Annotated in this window: 16 protein-coding genes and 3 riboswitches; of the genes, 9 read left to right on the top strand and 7 right to left on the bottom strand. The window is 71.6% G+C overall.

Annotated elements, in window-relative coordinates:
- The 7 genes from ACEVFP_RS17585 to ACEVFP_RS17555 form a co-directional block, all read right to left on the bottom strand.
- Positions 1 to 1,620, bottom strand: a complete 1,620-nt coding sequence (locus ACEVFP_RS17585) for a precorrin-2 C(20)-methyltransferase (protein ID WP_375000746.1) — start codon at positions 1,618 to 1,620, stop codon at positions 1 to 3.
- Entirely contained in the window at positions 1,617 to 2,312 is a 696-nt protein-coding gene (locus tag ACEVFP_RS17580; protein ID WP_375000745.1) for a precorrin-8X methylmutase, read from the bottom strand. Before ACEVFP_RS17580 ends, ACEVFP_RS17585 begins: the two co-directional genes overlap by 4 nt.
- Complete coding sequence (locus ACEVFP_RS17575; RefSeq protein ID WP_375000744.1) at positions 2,309 to 3,184, bottom strand: nitrite reductase; 876 nt, start codon at positions 3,182 to 3,184, stop codon at positions 2,309 to 2,311. Before ACEVFP_RS17575 ends, ACEVFP_RS17580 begins: the two co-directional genes overlap by 4 nt.
- Before the next feature lie 140 nt (positions 3,185 to 3,324).
- Positions 3,325 to 3,744, bottom strand: coding sequence for a hypothetical protein (locus ACEVFP_RS17570; RefSeq protein WP_375000743.1), 420 nt, complete (start codon positions 3,742 to 3,744; stop codon positions 3,325 to 3,327).
- 73 nt (positions 3,745 to 3,817) lie between these two features.
- A complete protein-coding gene (locus tag ACEVFP_RS17565) occupies positions 3,818 to 4,579 on the bottom strand; it encodes an ABC transporter ATP-binding protein (protein WP_375000742.1) in 762 nt (253 codons plus the stop codon).
- Positions 4,579 to 5,619 carry a FecCD family ABC transporter permease gene (locus ACEVFP_RS17560; protein ID WP_375000741.1) on the bottom strand — a complete coding sequence of 347 codons (1,041 nt, stop codon included), beginning with the start codon at positions 5,617 to 5,619 and terminating at the stop codon, positions 4,579 to 4,581. The genes ACEVFP_RS17565 and ACEVFP_RS17560 overlap by 1 nt, the downstream gene beginning before the upstream one ends.
- Before the next feature lie 2 nt (positions 5,620 to 5,621).
- Positions 5,622 to 6,647 carry an ABC transporter substrate-binding protein gene (locus ACEVFP_RS17555; RefSeq protein ID WP_375000740.1) on the bottom strand — a complete coding sequence of 342 codons (1,026 nt, stop codon included), beginning with the start codon at positions 6,645 to 6,647 and terminating at the stop codon, positions 5,622 to 5,624.
- A gap of 57 nt (positions 6,648 to 6,704) precedes the next feature.
- Positions 6,705 to 6,870, bottom strand: a riboswitch (cobalamin riboswitch).
- A 29-nt stretch (positions 6,871 to 6,899) separates the two neighbouring features.
- A riboswitch (cobalamin riboswitch) is annotated at positions 6,900 to 7,080 on the top strand.
- A 58-nt stretch (positions 7,081 to 7,138) separates the two neighbouring features.
- Here ACEVFP_RS17555 and ACEVFP_RS17550 point away from each other — a divergent pair.
- The 9 genes from ACEVFP_RS17550 to ACEVFP_RS17510 all read left to right on the top strand — a co-directional run bounded on the left by ACEVFP_RS17550 (position 7,139) and on the right by ACEVFP_RS17510 (position 16,058).
- Positions 7,139 to 8,134 carry an ABC transporter substrate-binding protein gene (locus ACEVFP_RS17550; protein WP_375000739.1) on the top strand — a complete coding sequence of 332 codons (996 nt, stop codon included), beginning with the start codon at positions 7,139 to 7,141 and terminating at the stop codon, positions 8,132 to 8,134.
- Positions 8,131 to 8,916, top strand: a complete 786-nt coding sequence (locus ACEVFP_RS17545) for a class I SAM-dependent methyltransferase (protein WP_375000738.1) — start codon at positions 8,131 to 8,133, stop codon at positions 8,914 to 8,916. The genes ACEVFP_RS17550 and ACEVFP_RS17545 overlap by 4 nt, the downstream gene beginning before the upstream one ends.
- 37 nt (positions 8,917 to 8,953) lie before the next feature.
- Positions 8,954 to 9,134: riboswitch (cobalamin riboswitch) on the top strand.
- A gap of 61 nt (positions 9,135 to 9,195) precedes the next feature.
- Positions 9,196 to 10,281, top strand: a complete 1,086-nt coding sequence (locus ACEVFP_RS17540) for an ABC transporter substrate-binding protein (RefSeq protein WP_375000737.1) — start codon at positions 9,196 to 9,198, stop codon at positions 10,279 to 10,281.
- 38 nt (positions 10,282 to 10,319) lie between these two features.
- Positions 10,320 to 11,360, top strand: coding sequence for a FecCD family ABC transporter permease (locus ACEVFP_RS17535; protein ID WP_375003863.1), 1,041 nt, complete (start codon positions 10,320 to 10,322; stop codon positions 11,358 to 11,360).
- Positions 11,361 to 11,385: 25 nt separating this feature from the next.
- Positions 11,386 to 12,177 (top strand): ABC transporter ATP-binding protein, encoded by a 792-nt coding sequence (locus tag ACEVFP_RS17530; protein WP_375000736.1) that lies wholly within the window; start codon positions 11,386 to 11,388, stop codon positions 12,175 to 12,177.
- Complete coding sequence (locus tag ACEVFP_RS17525; RefSeq protein WP_375000735.1) at positions 12,174 to 12,812, top strand: ferredoxin; 639 nt, start codon at positions 12,174 to 12,176, stop codon at positions 12,810 to 12,812. The genes ACEVFP_RS17530 and ACEVFP_RS17525 overlap by 4 nt, the downstream gene beginning before the upstream one ends.
- 59 nt (positions 12,813 to 12,871) lie before the next feature.
- Positions 12,872 to 13,840, top strand: coding sequence for an arsenic resistance protein (locus tag ACEVFP_RS17520; protein ID WP_375000734.1), 969 nt, complete (start codon positions 12,872 to 12,874; stop codon positions 13,838 to 13,840).
- Between the two features lie 132 nt (positions 13,841 to 13,972).
- Positions 13,973 to 14,662, top strand: coding sequence for a (2Fe-2S)-binding protein (locus tag ACEVFP_RS17515; protein WP_375000733.1), 690 nt, complete (start codon positions 13,973 to 13,975; stop codon positions 14,660 to 14,662).
- 160 nt (positions 14,663 to 14,822) lie between these two features.
- The gene (locus tag ACEVFP_RS17510) at positions 14,823 to 16,058 is read left to right on the top strand and encodes an alpha-hydroxy-acid oxidizing protein (RefSeq protein WP_375000732.1); all 1,236 of its coding nucleotides are present in this window, start codon (positions 14,823 to 14,825) and stop codon (positions 16,056 to 16,058) included.
- Positions 16,059 to 16,065 lie beyond the last annotated feature (7 nt).

Raw genomic sequence — 16,065 nt, 5'->3', positions numbered from 1 at the left:
TCAGTCGACGTAGCGCGGGCTCCAGACCTGACCGGCGGCGGTGACGCGGGTCGACGACGCGCCGACGATGAGCAGGCACGACATGTCGATCGACTCCGGGTCCAGCTCGGCCAACGTCGTGACGGTGAGGGACTCCCGGTCGCGTCCGACGTCGCGTCCGACGACCACCGGAGTCTGCGGCGACTTGTGCTCCAGCAGGATGCGTTGCATGTCGGCCACCTGGGTGGTGCGCGAGCGCGAACGGGGGTTGTAGACGGCGAGCACGAGGTCGGCCTCGGCGATCGCACGAAGGCGTCGCTCCACCACTGCCCACGGCTTGAGCCGGTCCGAGAGGCTCAGCACCGCGAAGTCCGCGCCCACCGGAGCTCCCGCGCGGGCCGCCACCGCCTGCACCGCCGACAGGCCCGGCAGCACCCGGATGGGAACGTGCGCGAGGTCCGGGGAGTCGGCTGCCTCGAACACCGCCGACGCCATGCCGAACACCCCGGCATCACCGCCGGAGACCACCGCCACCCGCTCACCCGATGCCGCCAGCTCCAGCGCCAGGCGCGCCCGGTCCACCTCCACCGTGTTCCCGGAAGCGTGGCGTGTCAGTCCGGCCCGCTGGGGAACCCGCTCCACGTACGGCCCGTAGCCGACGACATGGTCGACGCCGGCCAGGGCCTTGGTGACCTCCGGCGTGAGCCAGTGGTCCGGACCCGGTCCCAGGCCGACGACCAGCAGCTCACTCGTCGAGGGGTCAGGAATGGTCTCGATATGACTTCCTCGCAGAGCTCGTCCGTCTACTCGACCAGCGGAGTCGGGGAAACGGGAGTCGTGGGTGTCGGTGCCGTCGGGGCCGGCGGCACCGGCCGCGTCGTAGCGCGTGCCGACGCCGTCGCCCGGGACCACGATGATCGAGAAGTACGGCACCGTCTGCGGATCGACGTCGGCCACGGGGAGCCAGCGCTCCTCGCTCATCGAGGCCCGCTCCACGTACACGGCGTCCTCGAGCCGTCCGGCCTGCTCCAAGGCGCTGCGGACCGCCGGGAAGGTGCGGCCGAGCTTCATGATCACGGCACCGTCGGTGTCGGCCAGCCGCCGTGCGAGCTCCGGCTCCGGGAGCGTGCCCGGCAGAACGGTGAGCACGTCGCTCTGGCGCACCAGCGGCAGCCCGGCCGTGGCCGTGGCGGCGGCGAGCGCGGGCACGCCCGGCACGACCTCCGCCTCGAACCGGTCTGCGAGACGGTCGTGCAGGTACATGTACGAGCCGAACAGCAGCGGGTCACCCTCAGCCAGCACCACGACGTCGCGGCCAGCGGACAGGTGGGCGGCCAAGCGGTCCGTGCACTCGGCGTAGAAGTCGGCCATGGCCCCGGCGTACCCGCCCGGGTGGTCGGTGGTTCCCGTGGTCACCGGGTACTGCAGGACCTCCTCGTGCACACCCTCGGGCACCAGGTCGTCGGCGATGCGCCGCGCGTTGGAGCGCTTGCCGACCCCCTGGTGGTAGGCGAGGACGTCGGCCTGCTCGATCAGCCGTGCCGCCTTGCGGGTGATGAGCTCGGGATCGCCGGGGCCGACCCCGACACCCCAGAGCCGGCCGGTCCGGGGGCTGTCGTCCTGGGTGTCGTCGGCGCTCACTCGCGCTCCTGGGCCAGGGCGTTGAGCGCCGACGCGGCCATGGCCGAGCCGCCACGACGACCGCGCACGGTCACGAACGGCACGTCGACGCCGTGCTCGTCGGCGAACGCGGCCAGGGCCTGCTTGGACTCCGCCGCTCCGATGAAACCCACGGGCACCCCCACGATCGCCGCCGGAGGCGGTGCGCCGTCGATGAGCATCTCCAGCAGGTGGAACAGGGCGGTGGGGGCGTTGCCGATGGCGACGACGGCACCATCCATCCGGTCCGTCCACAGTGAGACGGCGGCGGCCGACCGGGTGGTCTGCCACTCGCGGGCCAGGTCGGGTACGCGGGGGTCGCGCAGCAGACACACGACGTCGTTGTCCTGCGGAAGACGGGCGCGGGTGACCCCGGAGGCCACCATGTGCGCGTCGGTCAGGATCGGCGCCCCCGCCTGCAGCGCAGCACGGGCAGCGGGTACGAGGTCCGGGTGGATGATGAGGTCCTCGGCAAGGTCGGTCTGGCCCGTGCCGTGGATCATCCGCACCGCGACCTTCTCCGCTGACGTCGGCACGCCGGAGAGGTCGGCCTCACGCCGGATGGTGGCGAAGGAGTCGTCATAGATGGCCGCCCCGACGGCCTCGTAGGCGTAGCGACGTGGCGGAGGTGCGAGGGCGCCGGACGGGGCACCCTGGCTGGGCAGGGGACTCATGGGTTCTCCAGATCGGGCAGCAGGAGGCTGCGCCACGGGGTGACGATGATGTCGCGTCCCGCCAGGGCGAGAACGCGTGTGGCGAGGTCGTGGGTGAGACGGCCCTCGGGGATGTCGACGTGCCGGACGGCGCGGCCGTCGTCCTGGGTCAGCGTGTCGTGCGGAACGGGCAGGGCATGCACCTGGGTGCGCAGGTCCCGGGCATGGTGGACCGACAGCATCGACCCACCCGCCTCGGGCAGCTCGGCGACGTGCCACGCGCCGTTGCCCTCCCGCTCGCGCAGGTGGCTAAAGCGCCGGGCGAGGTCGAGCAGGGCGTCCGGGACCGCGGTGAGCGGAAGCACCTCGCCCCAGTGCTCCCCGACGCGCAGCTGGCCGTGCGTCGCATCGACCGCCATGACGCCGAGGTCCAGGGGACGGTCCACCAGGTCGCCGTGGCCGTCGTCGAGGACGAACAGGAACCGTGCGGAGAGCCCGGCCAGCTCCTCGTCGGCGCAGAGCCCGGCGTCGAGCTGCTCGGCGAGGGGCCGCAGGTCGACGTGGCCGCCGAGCCGGCCGGTCAGCGACGAGACCATGATGTTGCGCACCAGCTCGTGGCTGCGCGACGGCAGCAGGCCCGTGGCAGCGACGGCCTCCACGAAGAGGCGCGGTGGCTCGCCCTCGGTGTGGTCGATGCCGCGGAGCTGCAGGTTGGCGCGTCGGGTGAGGTGGACCTCCCCGTCGCCGAACCGGCCCGAGATGAGCATGAGGTCGGCCAGCTGCTGCGTCGTCAGGGCTCCGCCGACGAGCCGCAGCCGCACGAGGGCGCCGTCATCAGCGATCCATGGCCGCAGGACACCGGGGCAGCGGTCGGGGCGATGGCGGTCGGTCACGCGGTGGACGTTAGCCCACGCCTGGACGATTCACACTGGTGGTCCGCACGGCTGGCGTCGTTCCCGGGGTGGGCGCACGATGATGACGATGGGTAGCCGTCGCCGCCCATCGTCATCATCGTGAGTGCCTCAGCGGTTGATCAGGCGCTGCAGAGATCGTTGAGCGTGCGGGCCTGATCCATGATGCCCGACGACAGGTCGGTGAGCTTGCCGCTGACCTCCTGCAGGGCCGACGGGTCCTCTCCGGCCTCCTGGAGCTCACCGAGCAGGCCGGAGAGCTCGCCGAACTGGTCCGCGAGGTTCTTGACCTCGGTCTGGACCTCCTCGTTCTCCAGCTCGTCGGCGGTCGCGTCGAGCGTGCCCTGCAGCTCGCTGATGGTGCTGGCGCTGCCCTCGGGGTCCTGGGGCGAGATCGAGCTGAGCTGGGAGGTGGCCTCGTTGGCGTCCTCGTTGGCGATCTTGCACGCCTCCTCGGTGGACTGGCCGCCACCGCAGGCGGTCAGTCCGAGGCTCATGACCACGGCGGCAGCGGCGGCAGCGGTGGGCTTGCGAACGTTCATGGTGTCTCCCTGGAGGATCCCGGGGCCGCGGTCGCGTCGCCCGGTCGTCTGATCATGGCTGCAGTGACCCTACTCAGAGCGGTCTCACGTACCGCACGTGGGTCGTGCCGGCCTCGATGGTGACGGTGGCCTCCACGTCGTAGACCTCGGCGATGAGCGAGGGCTCGATCACGTCGGCAGGAGGGCCCGTGGCCCGCACCCGGCCTTCGTGGAGCACCACCACGACGTCGCAGTGGGCGGCGGCGAGGTTGAGGTCGTGCAGGGCCATCACGGTCGTGGTGTCGGCGGAGGCGACGAGCTCCAGCAGCTCCAGCTGGTGACGGACGTCGAGGTGGTTGGTGGGCTCGTCGAGCAGCAGCTCGGTGGGCTCCTGGGCCAGCGCGCGGGCGATCTGCACCCGCTGCCGCTCGCCGCCGGAGAGGGTCGAGTACCTGCGGTCCAGGAGGTGCTGCGTGCGGGTGGTCGTCGCTGAGCGTTCCACGACGTCACGGTCCTCGGCAGACATCGGCGACCAGGACGGTCGATGAGGGAGCCGGCCCAGGCCGATGACGTCGCGGACGCTCGGCTCGGTGTCGGCCGTGACCTCCTGGTCCACGACGGCGAGCCGGCGCGCGACCGAGCGTCGCGAGAGCCGGGCCACGTCCTGCTCACCCAGGCGCACGACGCCGGAGGAGGTGGACCGCACCCCGGCCAGCAGCCGAAGCAGGGAGGACTTGCCCGATCCGTTGGGTCCCAGGAGGCCCACGGTCGAACCAGGCCTGACCTCCAGCTCCACGCCGTCGACGATCGGCTGGCCGCCTGCCTGCCACGAGACCCGCTCCGCGCGGATGGTCATCAGGTTCTCCGTCCTCGCCGCAGCAGGATGACCACGAAGGCCGGGACGCCCACGAGGGCCGTCGCGACGCCGACGGGCAGCTCCTGCGGCGCGATCATGGTGCGGGCGGCGGTGTCCACCCAGACCAGGAAGATGGCGCCGAGCAGGGTGGCGGTGGGCACCAGCATGCCGTGCCGTGTGCCCACGATCGCTCGTGCCGCGTGCGGCAGGACGAGGCCGACGAACCCGATGGCGCCGGACGTCGAGACGATGACGGCGGTGACCAGCGCCGTCACCACGAGCAGTGCGATGCGCACCCGCAGCACCGACACCCCGAGTGCCCTCGCGGAGTCCTCGCCGAACATGAAGGCATCGAGGCTGCCGGCCGTCAGCAGGCACGCGACGGTGCCGATGAGCACCACCGCGCCGACGGCCGCGACGTCGCGCCACGAGGAGTTGCTGAGCGAGCCCAGCAACCAGAACAGGACCCCGCGGGTCTGCTCGGCGTCGGCGGCGACGAAGACGATGAAGGACGTCAGGGCGGAGAACAGCTGCGTGGCGGCGATGCCGGCGAGGATCATGCGCTCCGTCGTCCCGCCGGCCACCATCCCGAGCAGCAGCACCAGCCCGAAGGCGAACAGTGCGCCGAGGAAGGCGCCCGACGCCAGTCCCACGGAACCGGCACCGACCCCCAGCACGACGATCATGACCGCCCCGGTGGAGGCGCCGGAGGAGACGCCCAAGACGAACGGATCGGCCAGAGGGTTGCGCAGCAGGGACTGCAGCACCACACCGCACAGTGCGAGCCCCGCCCCGCACACGGCGGCCAGCACGGCTCGGGGCAGCCGCAGGTCCCAGATGATGCTCTCGGCGATGCGGGTCAGTCCGGAGTCGGGTCCGCCGAGCCGGTCCACGATGACGGAGAGCGCGTCAGACGGTCCGAGGTCGGACGGTCCGATCGTCGTGGCGACGGCGATCGAGGTCGTCAGCAGCACGAGCCCGGCCGGCCAGATGACCACCGGGCTCCTCCAGCCGGCGATCCCGGACCTGGTGCGTGTCATGGTCAGTCGACGAGCCCGAGATCGCGCAGGCCGTCGGCCACCTTCTCGACGGCGTCGACGATGCGGATGGAGGGGTTGAGCTCGGCGCCCGCGAGTGCGATGTAGCGCTTCTGCCTGACGGCGGTCATCTCGCGCGTGGCCGGGTTGGACTCCAGGAAGTCGATCTTGGCCTCGGCCGTCTCGGCGGTCTGACTCTTGCGGGTCAGGTCACCGAGGACGATGACGTCGGGGTCGCGGTCGGCGACGGTCTCCCAGCCGATCTGCGGCCACTCGTCCTGCGTGTCGTCGAAGACGTTCTCCAAGCCGAGGGCCCGGTTGACGATGCCGGGGCCGCCGCAGCAGCCGGCCATGTAGGGCGACTCGGCGTTGGCGAACCAGTAGAGCGCCGAGATGCCCTCAGCGTCGGTCTCGTCCGCGGTGTCGAAGCGGTCCTGCAGCTCGGCGACGACCTCCTCGCCCCTGGCCCGCTCGCCGGTGAGCGTGGCGAGGTCGCTCACCTCGGTGAAGATCGCCTCGACCTCCAGCGTTCCGTCGCGGGCACCGTCGGTGTTGCCTGCCTCGGTCTTGCCACACTCGGCGGCCGAGAGGTAGGAGGGGACGCCGAGCTCCTCGAGCTGCTCGAACGTCGTGACGCCGCCAGGGCCGAGCGTCCCGGTGAACGAGGCGGTCACGAGGTCCGGTTCGGTGGCCAGCAGGTCCTCGTAGGAGGGCGCCTGGTCGGCCAGCCGCTCGACCGTGTCGTTCTCGGCCTCCAGCGACGGGAGGATCGGGTCGGTCCACCCGGCGGTACCGACCATCCGGTCGGCGAGGCCGAGGGAGAGCAGGATCTCCGTGGAACCCTGGTTGAGGGAGACGATGCGCTCAGGCTCGGCCTGCACGTCGACCTTGCGGTCGCAGTTGTCGAGCGTGACGGGCCAGCCGTCGCCGGCGGCGTCGTTCGTGTGGTCGGCGGATGAGGATCCGCCGCACGCGGCGAGCAGGCCGCAGGCCAGGGCGGTCGCGGCCAGGGAGGGGAGGGGACGGGACATGTCGGGCGTCCTTCGCATCAGGGGTCCGTGCGCGAGACCCGGGTGACGTCGCCGCGTCGGCTGACGAGGCGTGCCAGCAGGTCTTCGGGCTCGGACTCCCCGGGGCGAGCACCTTCCCGGAACCCGAAGGTCCAGTGGCGTCTGCTCGTCCCGCTGTCCACACCGCTGCGCGTCAGCTCCGGCTTCTCACCGGATTCCCTTGACTGGCATGTGCACGGTAGCGCCCACCGGAGGACACCCGGGGCGGCGGGTTGCTACATTGCCCGTGCCAGTCACCCTCGTGGAGGGTCAGGGAACCCGGTGAGAGTCCGGGACTGACGCGCAGCGGTGTGGGCGACGAGGCGGGCCATCTGCCACTGGGAGCACTCCCGGGAAGGCGGTCCGCCGAGTACGACCCCGAGTCCGAAGACCTGCTGGCCGTGACCCCGCCCGGGGCCACGACACCCGATGAGGGGCTCTCGCGCACGGAGCCCCCGGACCCAGGAGGCCCGATGGCTCCCTTCCGAACCCCAGCCCTTGCGATGGCGGCCTGCGCCACCCTCGTCCTCACCGCATGCGGTGGACCGACGGACGACGAGGCGGACGCCGCGGCGGCCAGCGTCGAGAACTGTGATCGCGACGTCACCATCGACGCGCCGATCGAGCGTGCCGTCGCCATCAACCAGCCCGCCACCGAGATGCTGCTGAGCCTCGATCTGCAGGACAGGATGGTCGCCTACGGCGTGAGTGACGAAGGCTTCATGGCGCACCTGCAGGACGCGGCCGACGAGGTGGACGCGCTCGACGACGAGTTCGCGTCCCTCGAGTCGGTCCTCGACCTCGAGCCGGACCTCATCTACGCGACGTTCGCCTACACCTTCACGCCGGAGGGCATCGCGAACCGCGAAGCGTTCGAGGACGTGGGCGTCGCGACCTACCAGTCGCCGAGCGAGTGCGGCGGGCAGGACGCCGAGCAGACCGATGAGCTGACCCTGGACGACATGTACGACGAGATCGGTGACATTGCCACCCTCTTCGGTGTCCAGGAGCGGGGCGAGGTGCTCGTCGAGGAGCTGTCGTCGCGTGCCGAGGAGGTCTCGCAGGACCTCGGCGTGCAGGACGTCGAGCTCGCCTGGTGGTACGCGTCGACCAAGGCGCCGTTCATGGCCGGCTGCTGCGGTGCGCCCGGCCTGATGACGCGAGCCGTCGGTGCGACCAACGCCTTCGAGGCCGAGCGGCAGCTGTGGCCGGAGATCGGCTGGGAGTCGATCGTCGACGCCGACCCGGACGTGCTCGTCCTCGCCGACCTCGATCGCGGCGACGACGGCGACAGCGCGCAGGCCAAGATCGACTTCCTCGAGTCCGATCCCGCCGCCCGGGAGATGACGGCCGTCAAGGAGAAGCGGTTCATCGTCCTGGACGGCACGACGATGGACCCGTCGGTGCGCAACGTCGACGGCATCGAGCAGCTCGCGGAGGGCCTGCGGGACCTGGGGTTCGTCTCGTGACGGCCGAGGCTGCGCGGCCAGGCCCGAGCACCTCCGACCTGGTGCAGCAGTGGGAGCGTCAGCAGTCCGCCTACATCGCACAGCGGGAGACGCGGTTCGAGGTCATGCTCGACGTGATCGCGCTCGCCGTCGATGAGCCGGTGCGTGTGCTGGATCTCGCGTGCGGTCCCGGCTCGACGAGCGAGCGGGTGCTGACCAGGTTCCCCGATGCGCACGTCGTGGCCGTCGACCTCGACCCGGCGTTGCTCGCGCTCGCACAGGAGCACCTCGCGCGGTTCGGTGAGCGGGTCACGACCGTCGACGTCGACCTGAGTGGTGACTGGGTACCGGTGCTGCAGGATGCGGCAGGGCACCAGCCCTTCGACGCCGTCGTCTCGACCACCGCGTTGCACTGGCTGCTCCCGCACCAGCTGGTCCGGCTCTACCGCACGGTGCACGACCTGATCGCCCCCGGCGGGGTGCTGCTCAACGGAGACCACTTCCGCTTCGACGACCGGCACCCCGTGGCCCGCGACTGGTCGGGCCGGCACGACGAGGCCACGCAACGGGCCGCGTTCGAGGCCGGTGCGTGGCCGTGGGACCAGTGGTGGGCGGCGGTTCGTGAGCATCCTGTGGCCGGCCCGCTCCTGCCCGAGCGGGAGCGACGCTTTGCCGGACGCGATGCCACACCACCCACGTCGGTGGACTTCCAGCTGTCCGCCCTCAGCAACGCCGGGTTCGCCGAGGTGGGCACCGTCTGGCAGCTGTTCGACGACTACGTCGTCCACGGTGTCCGCCGCTGACGGCTGGGACGCACTGGGTGGGCCCAGGGCGGAAGGTTGCTACATTGCCCGTGCCAGTCGTGCTCCTCGTGAGCCAGGGAACCCGGTGAGAGTCCGGGACTGACGCGCAGCGGTGAGGGTGACGGGCGAGGCAGCTCCCACTGGGCCTTCGGGTCCGGGAAGGGGTCTCGTCCGGTCGATCCCGAGTCCGAAGACCTGCTGGCCGTGACCCCGCCGGGGTCGCGACACCCGATGAGGGGCTTTCGCGCACGGAGCCTCCGGATGAGAAAGAGACGCCCTATGACGTCCGTCCGCCGTACCCGTTCAGCTCGCCGCCCGCGGCCCGGCATCCCCGCAGCGCCCTCGGGCCGCCCGTGGCCCGGCATCCCCGCAGCGCCCTCGGGCCGCCCGTGGCCCGGCATCCCCGCCGGGATCGCGCTCGCCTGCCTGGCCCTCCTGGGCGCCTGCGCCGGAGCGCCCTCCGGTGACGATGATGCGGCGGCCGGGGTCGACTACCCGGTCGACGTCGAGAGCTGCGGTGTCACGTCCACCCTGGAGTCGCAGCCCGAGCGCATCGTCACCATGAACCAGGGCGCCACCGAGGTGGCCCTCGCGCTCGGCGTCGCCGACCGCATGGCCGGCACCGCCTACCTTGACGACGAGGTGCCCGAGAAGTGGCACGACGACTACGAGTCCGTCGAGGTGCTCTCTGACGGGTACGCCGACCACGAGACGGTGCTCGGCGTCGAGCCCGACCTCGTCTACGGTTCCTACTCCAGCGCCTTCGACGCCGAGAACGCCGGGACCCGCGAGGACCTGGAGGAGCTCGGCGTCGCCACCTATCTCTCACCGTTCGGCTGCGGTGAGAACGAGCCGGACGTCCCCGTCACCTTCGACTCGGTGTGGGACGAGATCGACGGTGCGGCCACGGCCTTCGGCATCCCGGATGCGGCCGAGGACATCCGGTCCGAGCAGCGGGACGCACTCGAGGCGCTCAGCGAGGACGCGGCCGGCGAGGGCCTGGAAGTCTTCTGGTTCGACTCGGGGGAGAAGACCGCGTTCGCCGGGGCCGGCGAGGGCGGCCCGCAGCTCATCCTCGACGCGGTGGGAGCCACCAACGTCTTCGCCGACGTCGGTGGCGGCTGGGCCGACGTCAGCTGGGAGCGGGTGGTGGATGCCGACCCGGACGTGATCGTGCTGGCCGACGCGACCTGGTCGACGGCTGAGGACAAGATCACCAAGCTCACGAAGGATCCCGCGCTCAAGGACGTGCGTGCCGTCCGTGAGGAGGCGTTCGTGACGGTGCCGTTCTCGGAGTCCACACCGGGTGTTCGTCTGGCCGACGGTGCGGTGAGCGTCGCCGAGCAGCTCACCGCCCTGCGCTGATGCTCGACGCCGCGCGTCCGTCTCCGCGGCTCGCCGAGGTGACCCGTCGCAGGGGTCCGCTCGGCCTCGGGCTCCTGCTGCTGGGCGTCCTGCTGGTGACCATGGCCGTCGCGGCGACGATCGGATCGGTGAACCTGCCCTTGGGCACCGTGGTCGACGTCGTGCTCCGTCGGCTCGGCGTCATCGAGGGAGCCGATGTGACGCTGCTGCAGGACCGCATCGTCTGGCAGCTGCGCATGCCGCGTGTGCTGGGTGCTGCCGCCACGGGTGCGGCGCTGGCGCTGGCAGGCGCCGTCCTGCAGTCCCTGACCCGCAACGACCTGGCGGATCCGTACCTGCTCGGACTCTCCGGTGGTGCGGCCGTCGGTGCGGTGACGGTCATCGTGCTCGGTGTGGGAGTCGCGGGGCTGGTGGGTAGCTCGATGATCGCCGTCGGCGCCTTCGTGGGAGCGATGGGTGCGCTGCTGCTCGTCCTGACCCTCGCGACCGGCCGCTCCGGCGACCTTCCACCGGCGCGCACCGTGCTCGCCGGTGTGGCGATCGCGCAGATCTGCGCGGCGTACACCTCGTTCATCGTCATCATGAGTGGCGATCACGACGCCGCCCGGCGGGTGCTCAGCTGGACACTGGGTTCGCTCGCGGACATCCGGTGGACAACGGCGCTGGTCCTGGCGACGGTCGCCTTCGGGGCCTTGGTGGCGATCATGTTCTTCGCCTCCGACCTCGACGCCTTCGCCTTCGGGGAGTCGGCCGCGACGTCGCTCGGGGTCCCGATCACGGCGGTGCGGTGGTCGCTCCTGGTCGGCACCGCCCTGGTCACCGCGACCTTGGTCTCCTTCACCGGCGCCATCGGGTTCGTGGGTCTGGTCATCCCGCACGTCATCAGGTTGTTGTGCGGTCCTCTGCACCACCGGCTGCTGCCCCTGAGTGCGCTGGCCGGTGCGGTGCTGCTGGTCTGGGCCGACACCGCGGCTCGTTCCCTGGTGGCGGGCCAGGAGGTTCCGGTCGGCGTCGTCACCGCGGTGATCGGTGCGCCGGTCTTCGCCTTCCTGCTGCGGCGGGAGGCCCGGACCCGATGACGACGGAGTGGATGACGAAGTGCCGATGAGGTTCAGTGCGCAGGGCGTCACGTGGGGCGTCAAGGGCCGCGTCATCGTCGATGACGTGTCGCTGGTCTGCGAGCCCGGCACGGTCACGGGTCTGCTCGGCCCCAATGGCTCGGGCAAGACGTCGTTGCTGCACACGATGGCCGGGCTCCGTCGTCCGGACGCGGGACAGGTGTTGGTGGGCGACGTCGACGTCCACACGCTGTCCAGTCGTGGGCGCGCCCGGCGCATCGCGGTGCTGGAGCAGCAGGCCACGACGCAGCTGGACCTGACCGTGCGTCAGGTGGTGGAGCTCGGCCGCATCCCGCATCGCGGCCGGTGGCCGGCCCGCCGGAGCGAGGGCGCCGCCGAGCTCGATGAGGCGCTCCGGGTCGGCCGCATCACGCAGCTCGCCGACCGCAGCTGGCCCACGCTGTCCGGGGGTGAGCGGCAACGCGTGCAGCTGGCGCGGGCCATGGCGCAGGAACCCCAGGTCCTCGTGCTCGACGAGCCGACCAACCACCTCGACCTCGGGCACCAGATCGACTTCCTGCAGACGGTGCGTGGCCTCGGGCTCACCACCGTGGCGGCACTGCACGACCTCGATCTCGCCGCCGCCTTCTGCGACCGGCTCGTCGTCCTGGACGCGGGACGCGTCGTCGCGAACGGACCAGCCCAGGAGGTCTTGACACCCGAGCTGGTGGATCGGGTCTACGGCGTCGAGGCGTCCGTCGGTCCCCACGACCCGTCGGGGCGTCTGCACGTGGTGTGGCACGGACGGAGCAGATGGGACGAGAGGGGCCGCAGATGACTGCCGTCGTGCTCGTGGCGATGGGCGTCGACGCCGATCGCCACCTCGCCGAGCTGACCGACCTGGCCGAGGCCACCGGCGCAAGGCTGGCCCATCTCCAGGGACGGGACCCGTCGCTCACTGCTGCGTTGGACGGACTGCGTGACGAGGGTGCCCGGGACGTCACCCTCGTCGGCACGAGCCTCGGTCAACGGGCGCCCGCGCGCTCATGGCTGCGCCGGGTGGCGGCGGACTGGGTGCGACGCAACCCGGGCGTCGACGTCGTGGTGGCCGGTCGTGACGTCACCGGCCGGGAGGCCCCGCTGACGTCACCGGCGTGGGAGGACGTGCCGGGCCATCGCCGTCACGTCCTGGTGTGTCGTGGTCCGCGCTGCGCCGCCAAGGGAGCGGGGGAGACCGCCGAGGCCCTGGCCGAGTCGTTGAAGCGTCACGAGCTCGGGGACGACGACGTGCTCGTCACCCAGACTGGGTGCCTGTTCCCGTGCAACCACGCGCCGGTGGTGGTCGTACACCCCGAGGACACCTGGTACGGCCCGGTCGGTCCGGCCGACGCCGACGAGGTCGTCGCCTGCCACCTGGCCGATGGTGCGCCGGTGGAGCGCCTGCGGCGACCGCGTGACGGCGGCCGTGCCTGATCCGGATGACCGTGACCCAGGGCACTAGCGTTGCCGCCTGTGACCACACGGAGGCGCCGATGAGCCGGGTGACGCTGGAGCGCCACCAGGTCTGGTGCTACCTGACGGCCGTCTTGCTCGGGCTGGCGGTGGGCAGTCTCTGGCCGCAGGCGGGCGACGTCACCGGGGGCCTCGTCTGGCCGGTGCTCGCCCTGCTGCTCTACGCCACGTTCACGCAGATGCCGTTGACGTCGCTGCCCGCGGCGTTCCGCGACTCGCGCTTCTTGCTGACCGCGCTGGCCGGGAACTTCGTCGTCGTCCCGGTGGTCGTGTGGCTGCTCGTGCAGCTCACCCCGGACGAGCCGGCCCTGCGGCTCGGCCTGCTGCTGGTGCTGCTCGTGCCGTGCACGGACTGGTTCATCACCTTCAGCCAGCTGGGCCGTGCCGATGCCACGCGGGCGACGGCGCTGACGCCCGTCACGCTGGTGGTCCAGCTCCTGCTGCTGCCGCTCTACCTGTGGCTCATGGCCGACGCCGACCTCACGTCCGTGCTCCGGCCCGGCGACGTCTGGCCGGCGCTGCTCGTGGTGCTCGTGCCACTCGCGATGGCTGCGCTCACGGAGGTCTGGGCCACCGGACAGGAACGACGTCGATCCGCGCCCGAGCGGCTCGGCCGGTGGCCGGTACCGCTGCTGACCGTCGTCGTCGGCCTGGTCGCGGCCGCCCACGTCGGTGCCGTCCGCGACGCCGCCCACCTTCTGCCGGTCGTCGTGGCCGTGGCGGTGGCCCACCTGGCTGTGGGCCTCGTCCTGGCGCGTCTGCTGGCCGGCGTGGCACGGCTGCCGAGCGACCAGGGGCGCACGCTCGCCTTCTCGTTCGGCACCCGCAACTCCTTCATCGTGCTGCCGGTCGCGCTCTCGTTGCCCGCCGGGTGGGAGACGGCGGCGATCGTCGTGGTGATGCAGTCGCTCGTCGAGCTGTTCGGCATGATCTTCTACCTCTGGTTCGTCCCACGCGTGCTGTTCCCTGATGTCGTCGAACCTCGGTGACGGGGTCACGCTGAACGCGCTCGTCGCCGCGGTCCCTCAAAGGCGCGGGGAGCGCGGAGCGGGAATCGTGTCCACGGTCTCTCGGCAAACGCGTGCGGCACCATGGAGGCTCGAACGACAGAGGCGAGGCTGATGGACGACGATCGGGCGAGGCGGGACGTCGCCGCCCTGGGCGACTTCTTCGCGCTCGAGGAGGCCGACGCCGGCGGTGACTGGCGGCCGGTCACCGACCTGTTGACCGGACCGGAGCTCGGCGAGCGCGTCGCGGTCACGGGTGCCGCCCTCGCCCGCAGCTGCGGCAGCGACGTCGAGCCTCGCGTCGCCGCCTCGACGACGTCGCTGGGCCTCTTCGCCCGGCTGCTCTCACCGGCCATCGGCGCCGCCGTGCTGGACCTTCCCGGGCCGATGCACAACGGCCTGCAGTGGCGGGTGGCCCAGGCCGGCCCGGTTCCACTGCGCACCGCCGTCTGGGGCGCCGGCTCCCTCGAGGCGATGGTGTCCGGCGTCGTGGAGCCCCTGGCCGCGCGGTTCACCGACGAGCACGCCCTGGCAGAGGCGATCGTGCGCGGCAACACCGCCTCCGCGGTGATGGGATCGGTGCGGATGGTGGTCAGTGCCCGGGCCGATCTCGCCCCGGCTGCCGAGCGCGTCGCCTCAAGCCTGCTGGACTCGGCGTTCCTCGCCGGCACGGCGCTGCCCGGCGCGCCATTCGTCCGTCGCTCGTGCTGTCTGTACTATCGGCTCCCCGGCGGCGGCTACTGCGGCGACTGCGTCCTGGCCCCACAGCATCGCGAGCGGGTCGCGGCGGACCAGCGGTCGTAGGTCCGAGCACGCAGGCGTCGCTGGAACCGGCGCGGCCACCGCCCTGGGCAACGTCCAGACGCGTAGCGTCGGCGTTCTCGACGGTGGGGCTCGAGGACCTGCCGGTCCGCGTGAGCCGCATCCGTCAAACCACCACGTACGCACGTCGAAAGATCCGCCGATGACCCGCCGCCGCTTTCCCCGCCCCAGGGACTTCCTGCCGCTGCTGAAGTTCAAGCGACCGATCGTGAACCCCACCCGCCGACGGCTGGCCCGGGCCCTGACCATCGCGGACCTGCGCGCCGTCGCCAAGCGCCGCACCCCCAGGGCCGCCTTCGACTACACCGACGGCTCGGCCGACGACGAGATCTCGCTGGCCCGGGCACGGCAGGCGTTCCTCGACGTCACCTTCCACCCCACGATCCTGCGGGACGTCTCGACGGTGGACACCTCGGTGGAGGTGCTCGGCCGCCGTTCGGTGCTGCCGTTCGGCATCGCGCCCACCGGCTTCACCCGCATGATGCAGACCGAGGGGGAGATCGCCGGCGCGACGGCTGCGCAGGCGTCCGGCATCCCCTATGCGCTCTCCACCATGGGGACGACGTCGATCGAGGACGTCGCAGCGGCCGCGCCCGGCGGCCGCCACTGGTTCCAGCTCTACATGTGGAACGACCGCGACCGGTCGATGGCGCTCGTCGAGCGGGCTGAGCAGGCCGGGTTCGACACCCTGCTGGTGACCGTCGACGTGCCCGTCGCCGGGGCCCGTCTGCGCGACGTCCGCAACGGGATGACCATCCCGCCCACCCTGGGCCCGCGCACGGTGCTCAACGCCCTCGCGCGACCCGCCTGGTGGATCGACTTCCTCACCACCGAGCCGCTGGCCTTCGCCTCGCTGGACTCCTGGTCGGGGACCGTGGCCGAGCTGCTGGACACGATGTTCGACCCGACGGTGACGTTCGAGGACCTCACCTGGATCAAGGAGCAGTGGAACGGCAAGCTGGTGGTCAAGGGTGTGCAGGGCGTGGACGACGCCGTCCGGCTCGCCGACCTCGGTGTGGATGCCGTCCTGCTGTCCAACCACGGAGGGCGGCAGCTCGACCGTGCCCCGGTCCCCTTCCACCTGCTCCCGCAGGTCCGTGCGGCCGTCGGCACCGACGTGGAGATCCATCTCGACACCGGGATCATGAGCGGCCAGGACGTCGTCGCGGCCCTGGCCTGTGGCGCTGACTTCACCCTCATCGGCCGCGCCTACCTCTACGGGCTGATGGCCGGGGGACGTCGTGGCGTCGACCGGACCATCGAGATCCTCGCCACCGAGATCATCAGGACGATGAAGCTGCTGGGTGTCTCGTCGGTCGCGGAGCTGCGACCCGAGCACGTCACCCAGCTGCAGCGGCTGGTCCCGCGGGAGACCTGAACGAGGA

This window comes from Aeromicrobium sp. CTD01-1L150 (assembly GCF_041951745.1).
GTDB lineage: Bacteria > Actinomycetota > Actinomycetes > Propionibacteriales > Nocardioidaceae > Aeromicrobium.
Note: the sequence above shows the minus strand (reverse complement) of the source record. Positions and strands in the feature narration are given on the sequence as shown.

What these genes read in the sequence shown, in the direction of transcription:
- ACEVFP_RS17525 (WP_375000735.1), top strand. Translation starts at nt 12,174, where the DNA reads ATGACTGCCGTCGTGCTCGTGGCGATGGGCGTCGACGCCGATCGCCAC.
- ACEVFP_RS17565 (WP_375000742.1), bottom strand. Translation starts at nt 4,579, where the DNA reads ATGACCATCCGCGCGGAGCGGGTCTCGTGGCAGGCAGGCGGCCAGCCG.
- ACEVFP_RS17520 (WP_375000734.1), top strand. Translation starts at nt 12,872, where the DNA reads ATGAGCCGGGTGACGCTGGAGCGCCACCAGGTCTGGTGCTACCTGACG.
- ACEVFP_RS17510 (WP_375000732.1), top strand. Translation starts at nt 14,823, where the DNA reads ATGACCCGCCGCCGCTTTCCCCGCCCCAGGGACTTCCTGCCGCTGCTG.
- ACEVFP_RS17570 (WP_375000743.1), bottom strand. Translation starts at nt 3,744, where the DNA reads ATGAACGTTCGCAAGCCCACCGCTGCCGCCGCTGCCGCCGTGGTCATG.
- ACEVFP_RS17530 (WP_375000736.1), top strand. Translation starts at nt 11,386, where the DNA reads ATGAGGTTCAGTGCGCAGGGCGTCACGTGGGGCGTCAAGGGCCGCGTC.
- ACEVFP_RS17580 (WP_375000745.1), bottom strand. Translation starts at nt 2,312, where the DNA reads ATGAGTCCCCTGCCCAGCCAGGGTGCCCCGTCCGGCGCCCTCGCACCT.
- ACEVFP_RS17540 (WP_375000737.1), top strand. Translation starts at nt 9,196, where the DNA reads ATGACGTCCGTCCGCCGTACCCGTTCAGCTCGCCGCCCGCGGCCCGGC.
- ACEVFP_RS17555 (WP_375000740.1), bottom strand. Translation starts at nt 6,647, where the DNA reads ATGTCCCGTCCCCTCCCCTCCCTGGCCGCGACCGCCCTGGCCTGCGGC.
- ACEVFP_RS17515 (WP_375000733.1), top strand. Translation starts at nt 13,973, where the DNA reads ATGGACGACGATCGGGCGAGGCGGGACGTCGCCGCCCTGGGCGACTTC.
- ACEVFP_RS17550 (WP_375000739.1), top strand. Translation starts at nt 7,139, where the DNA reads ATGGCTCCCTTCCGAACCCCAGCCCTTGCGATGGCGGCCTGCGCCACC.
- ACEVFP_RS17560 (WP_375000741.1), bottom strand. Translation starts at nt 5,619, where the DNA reads ATGACACGCACCAGGTCCGGGATCGCCGGCTGGAGGAGCCCGGTGGTC.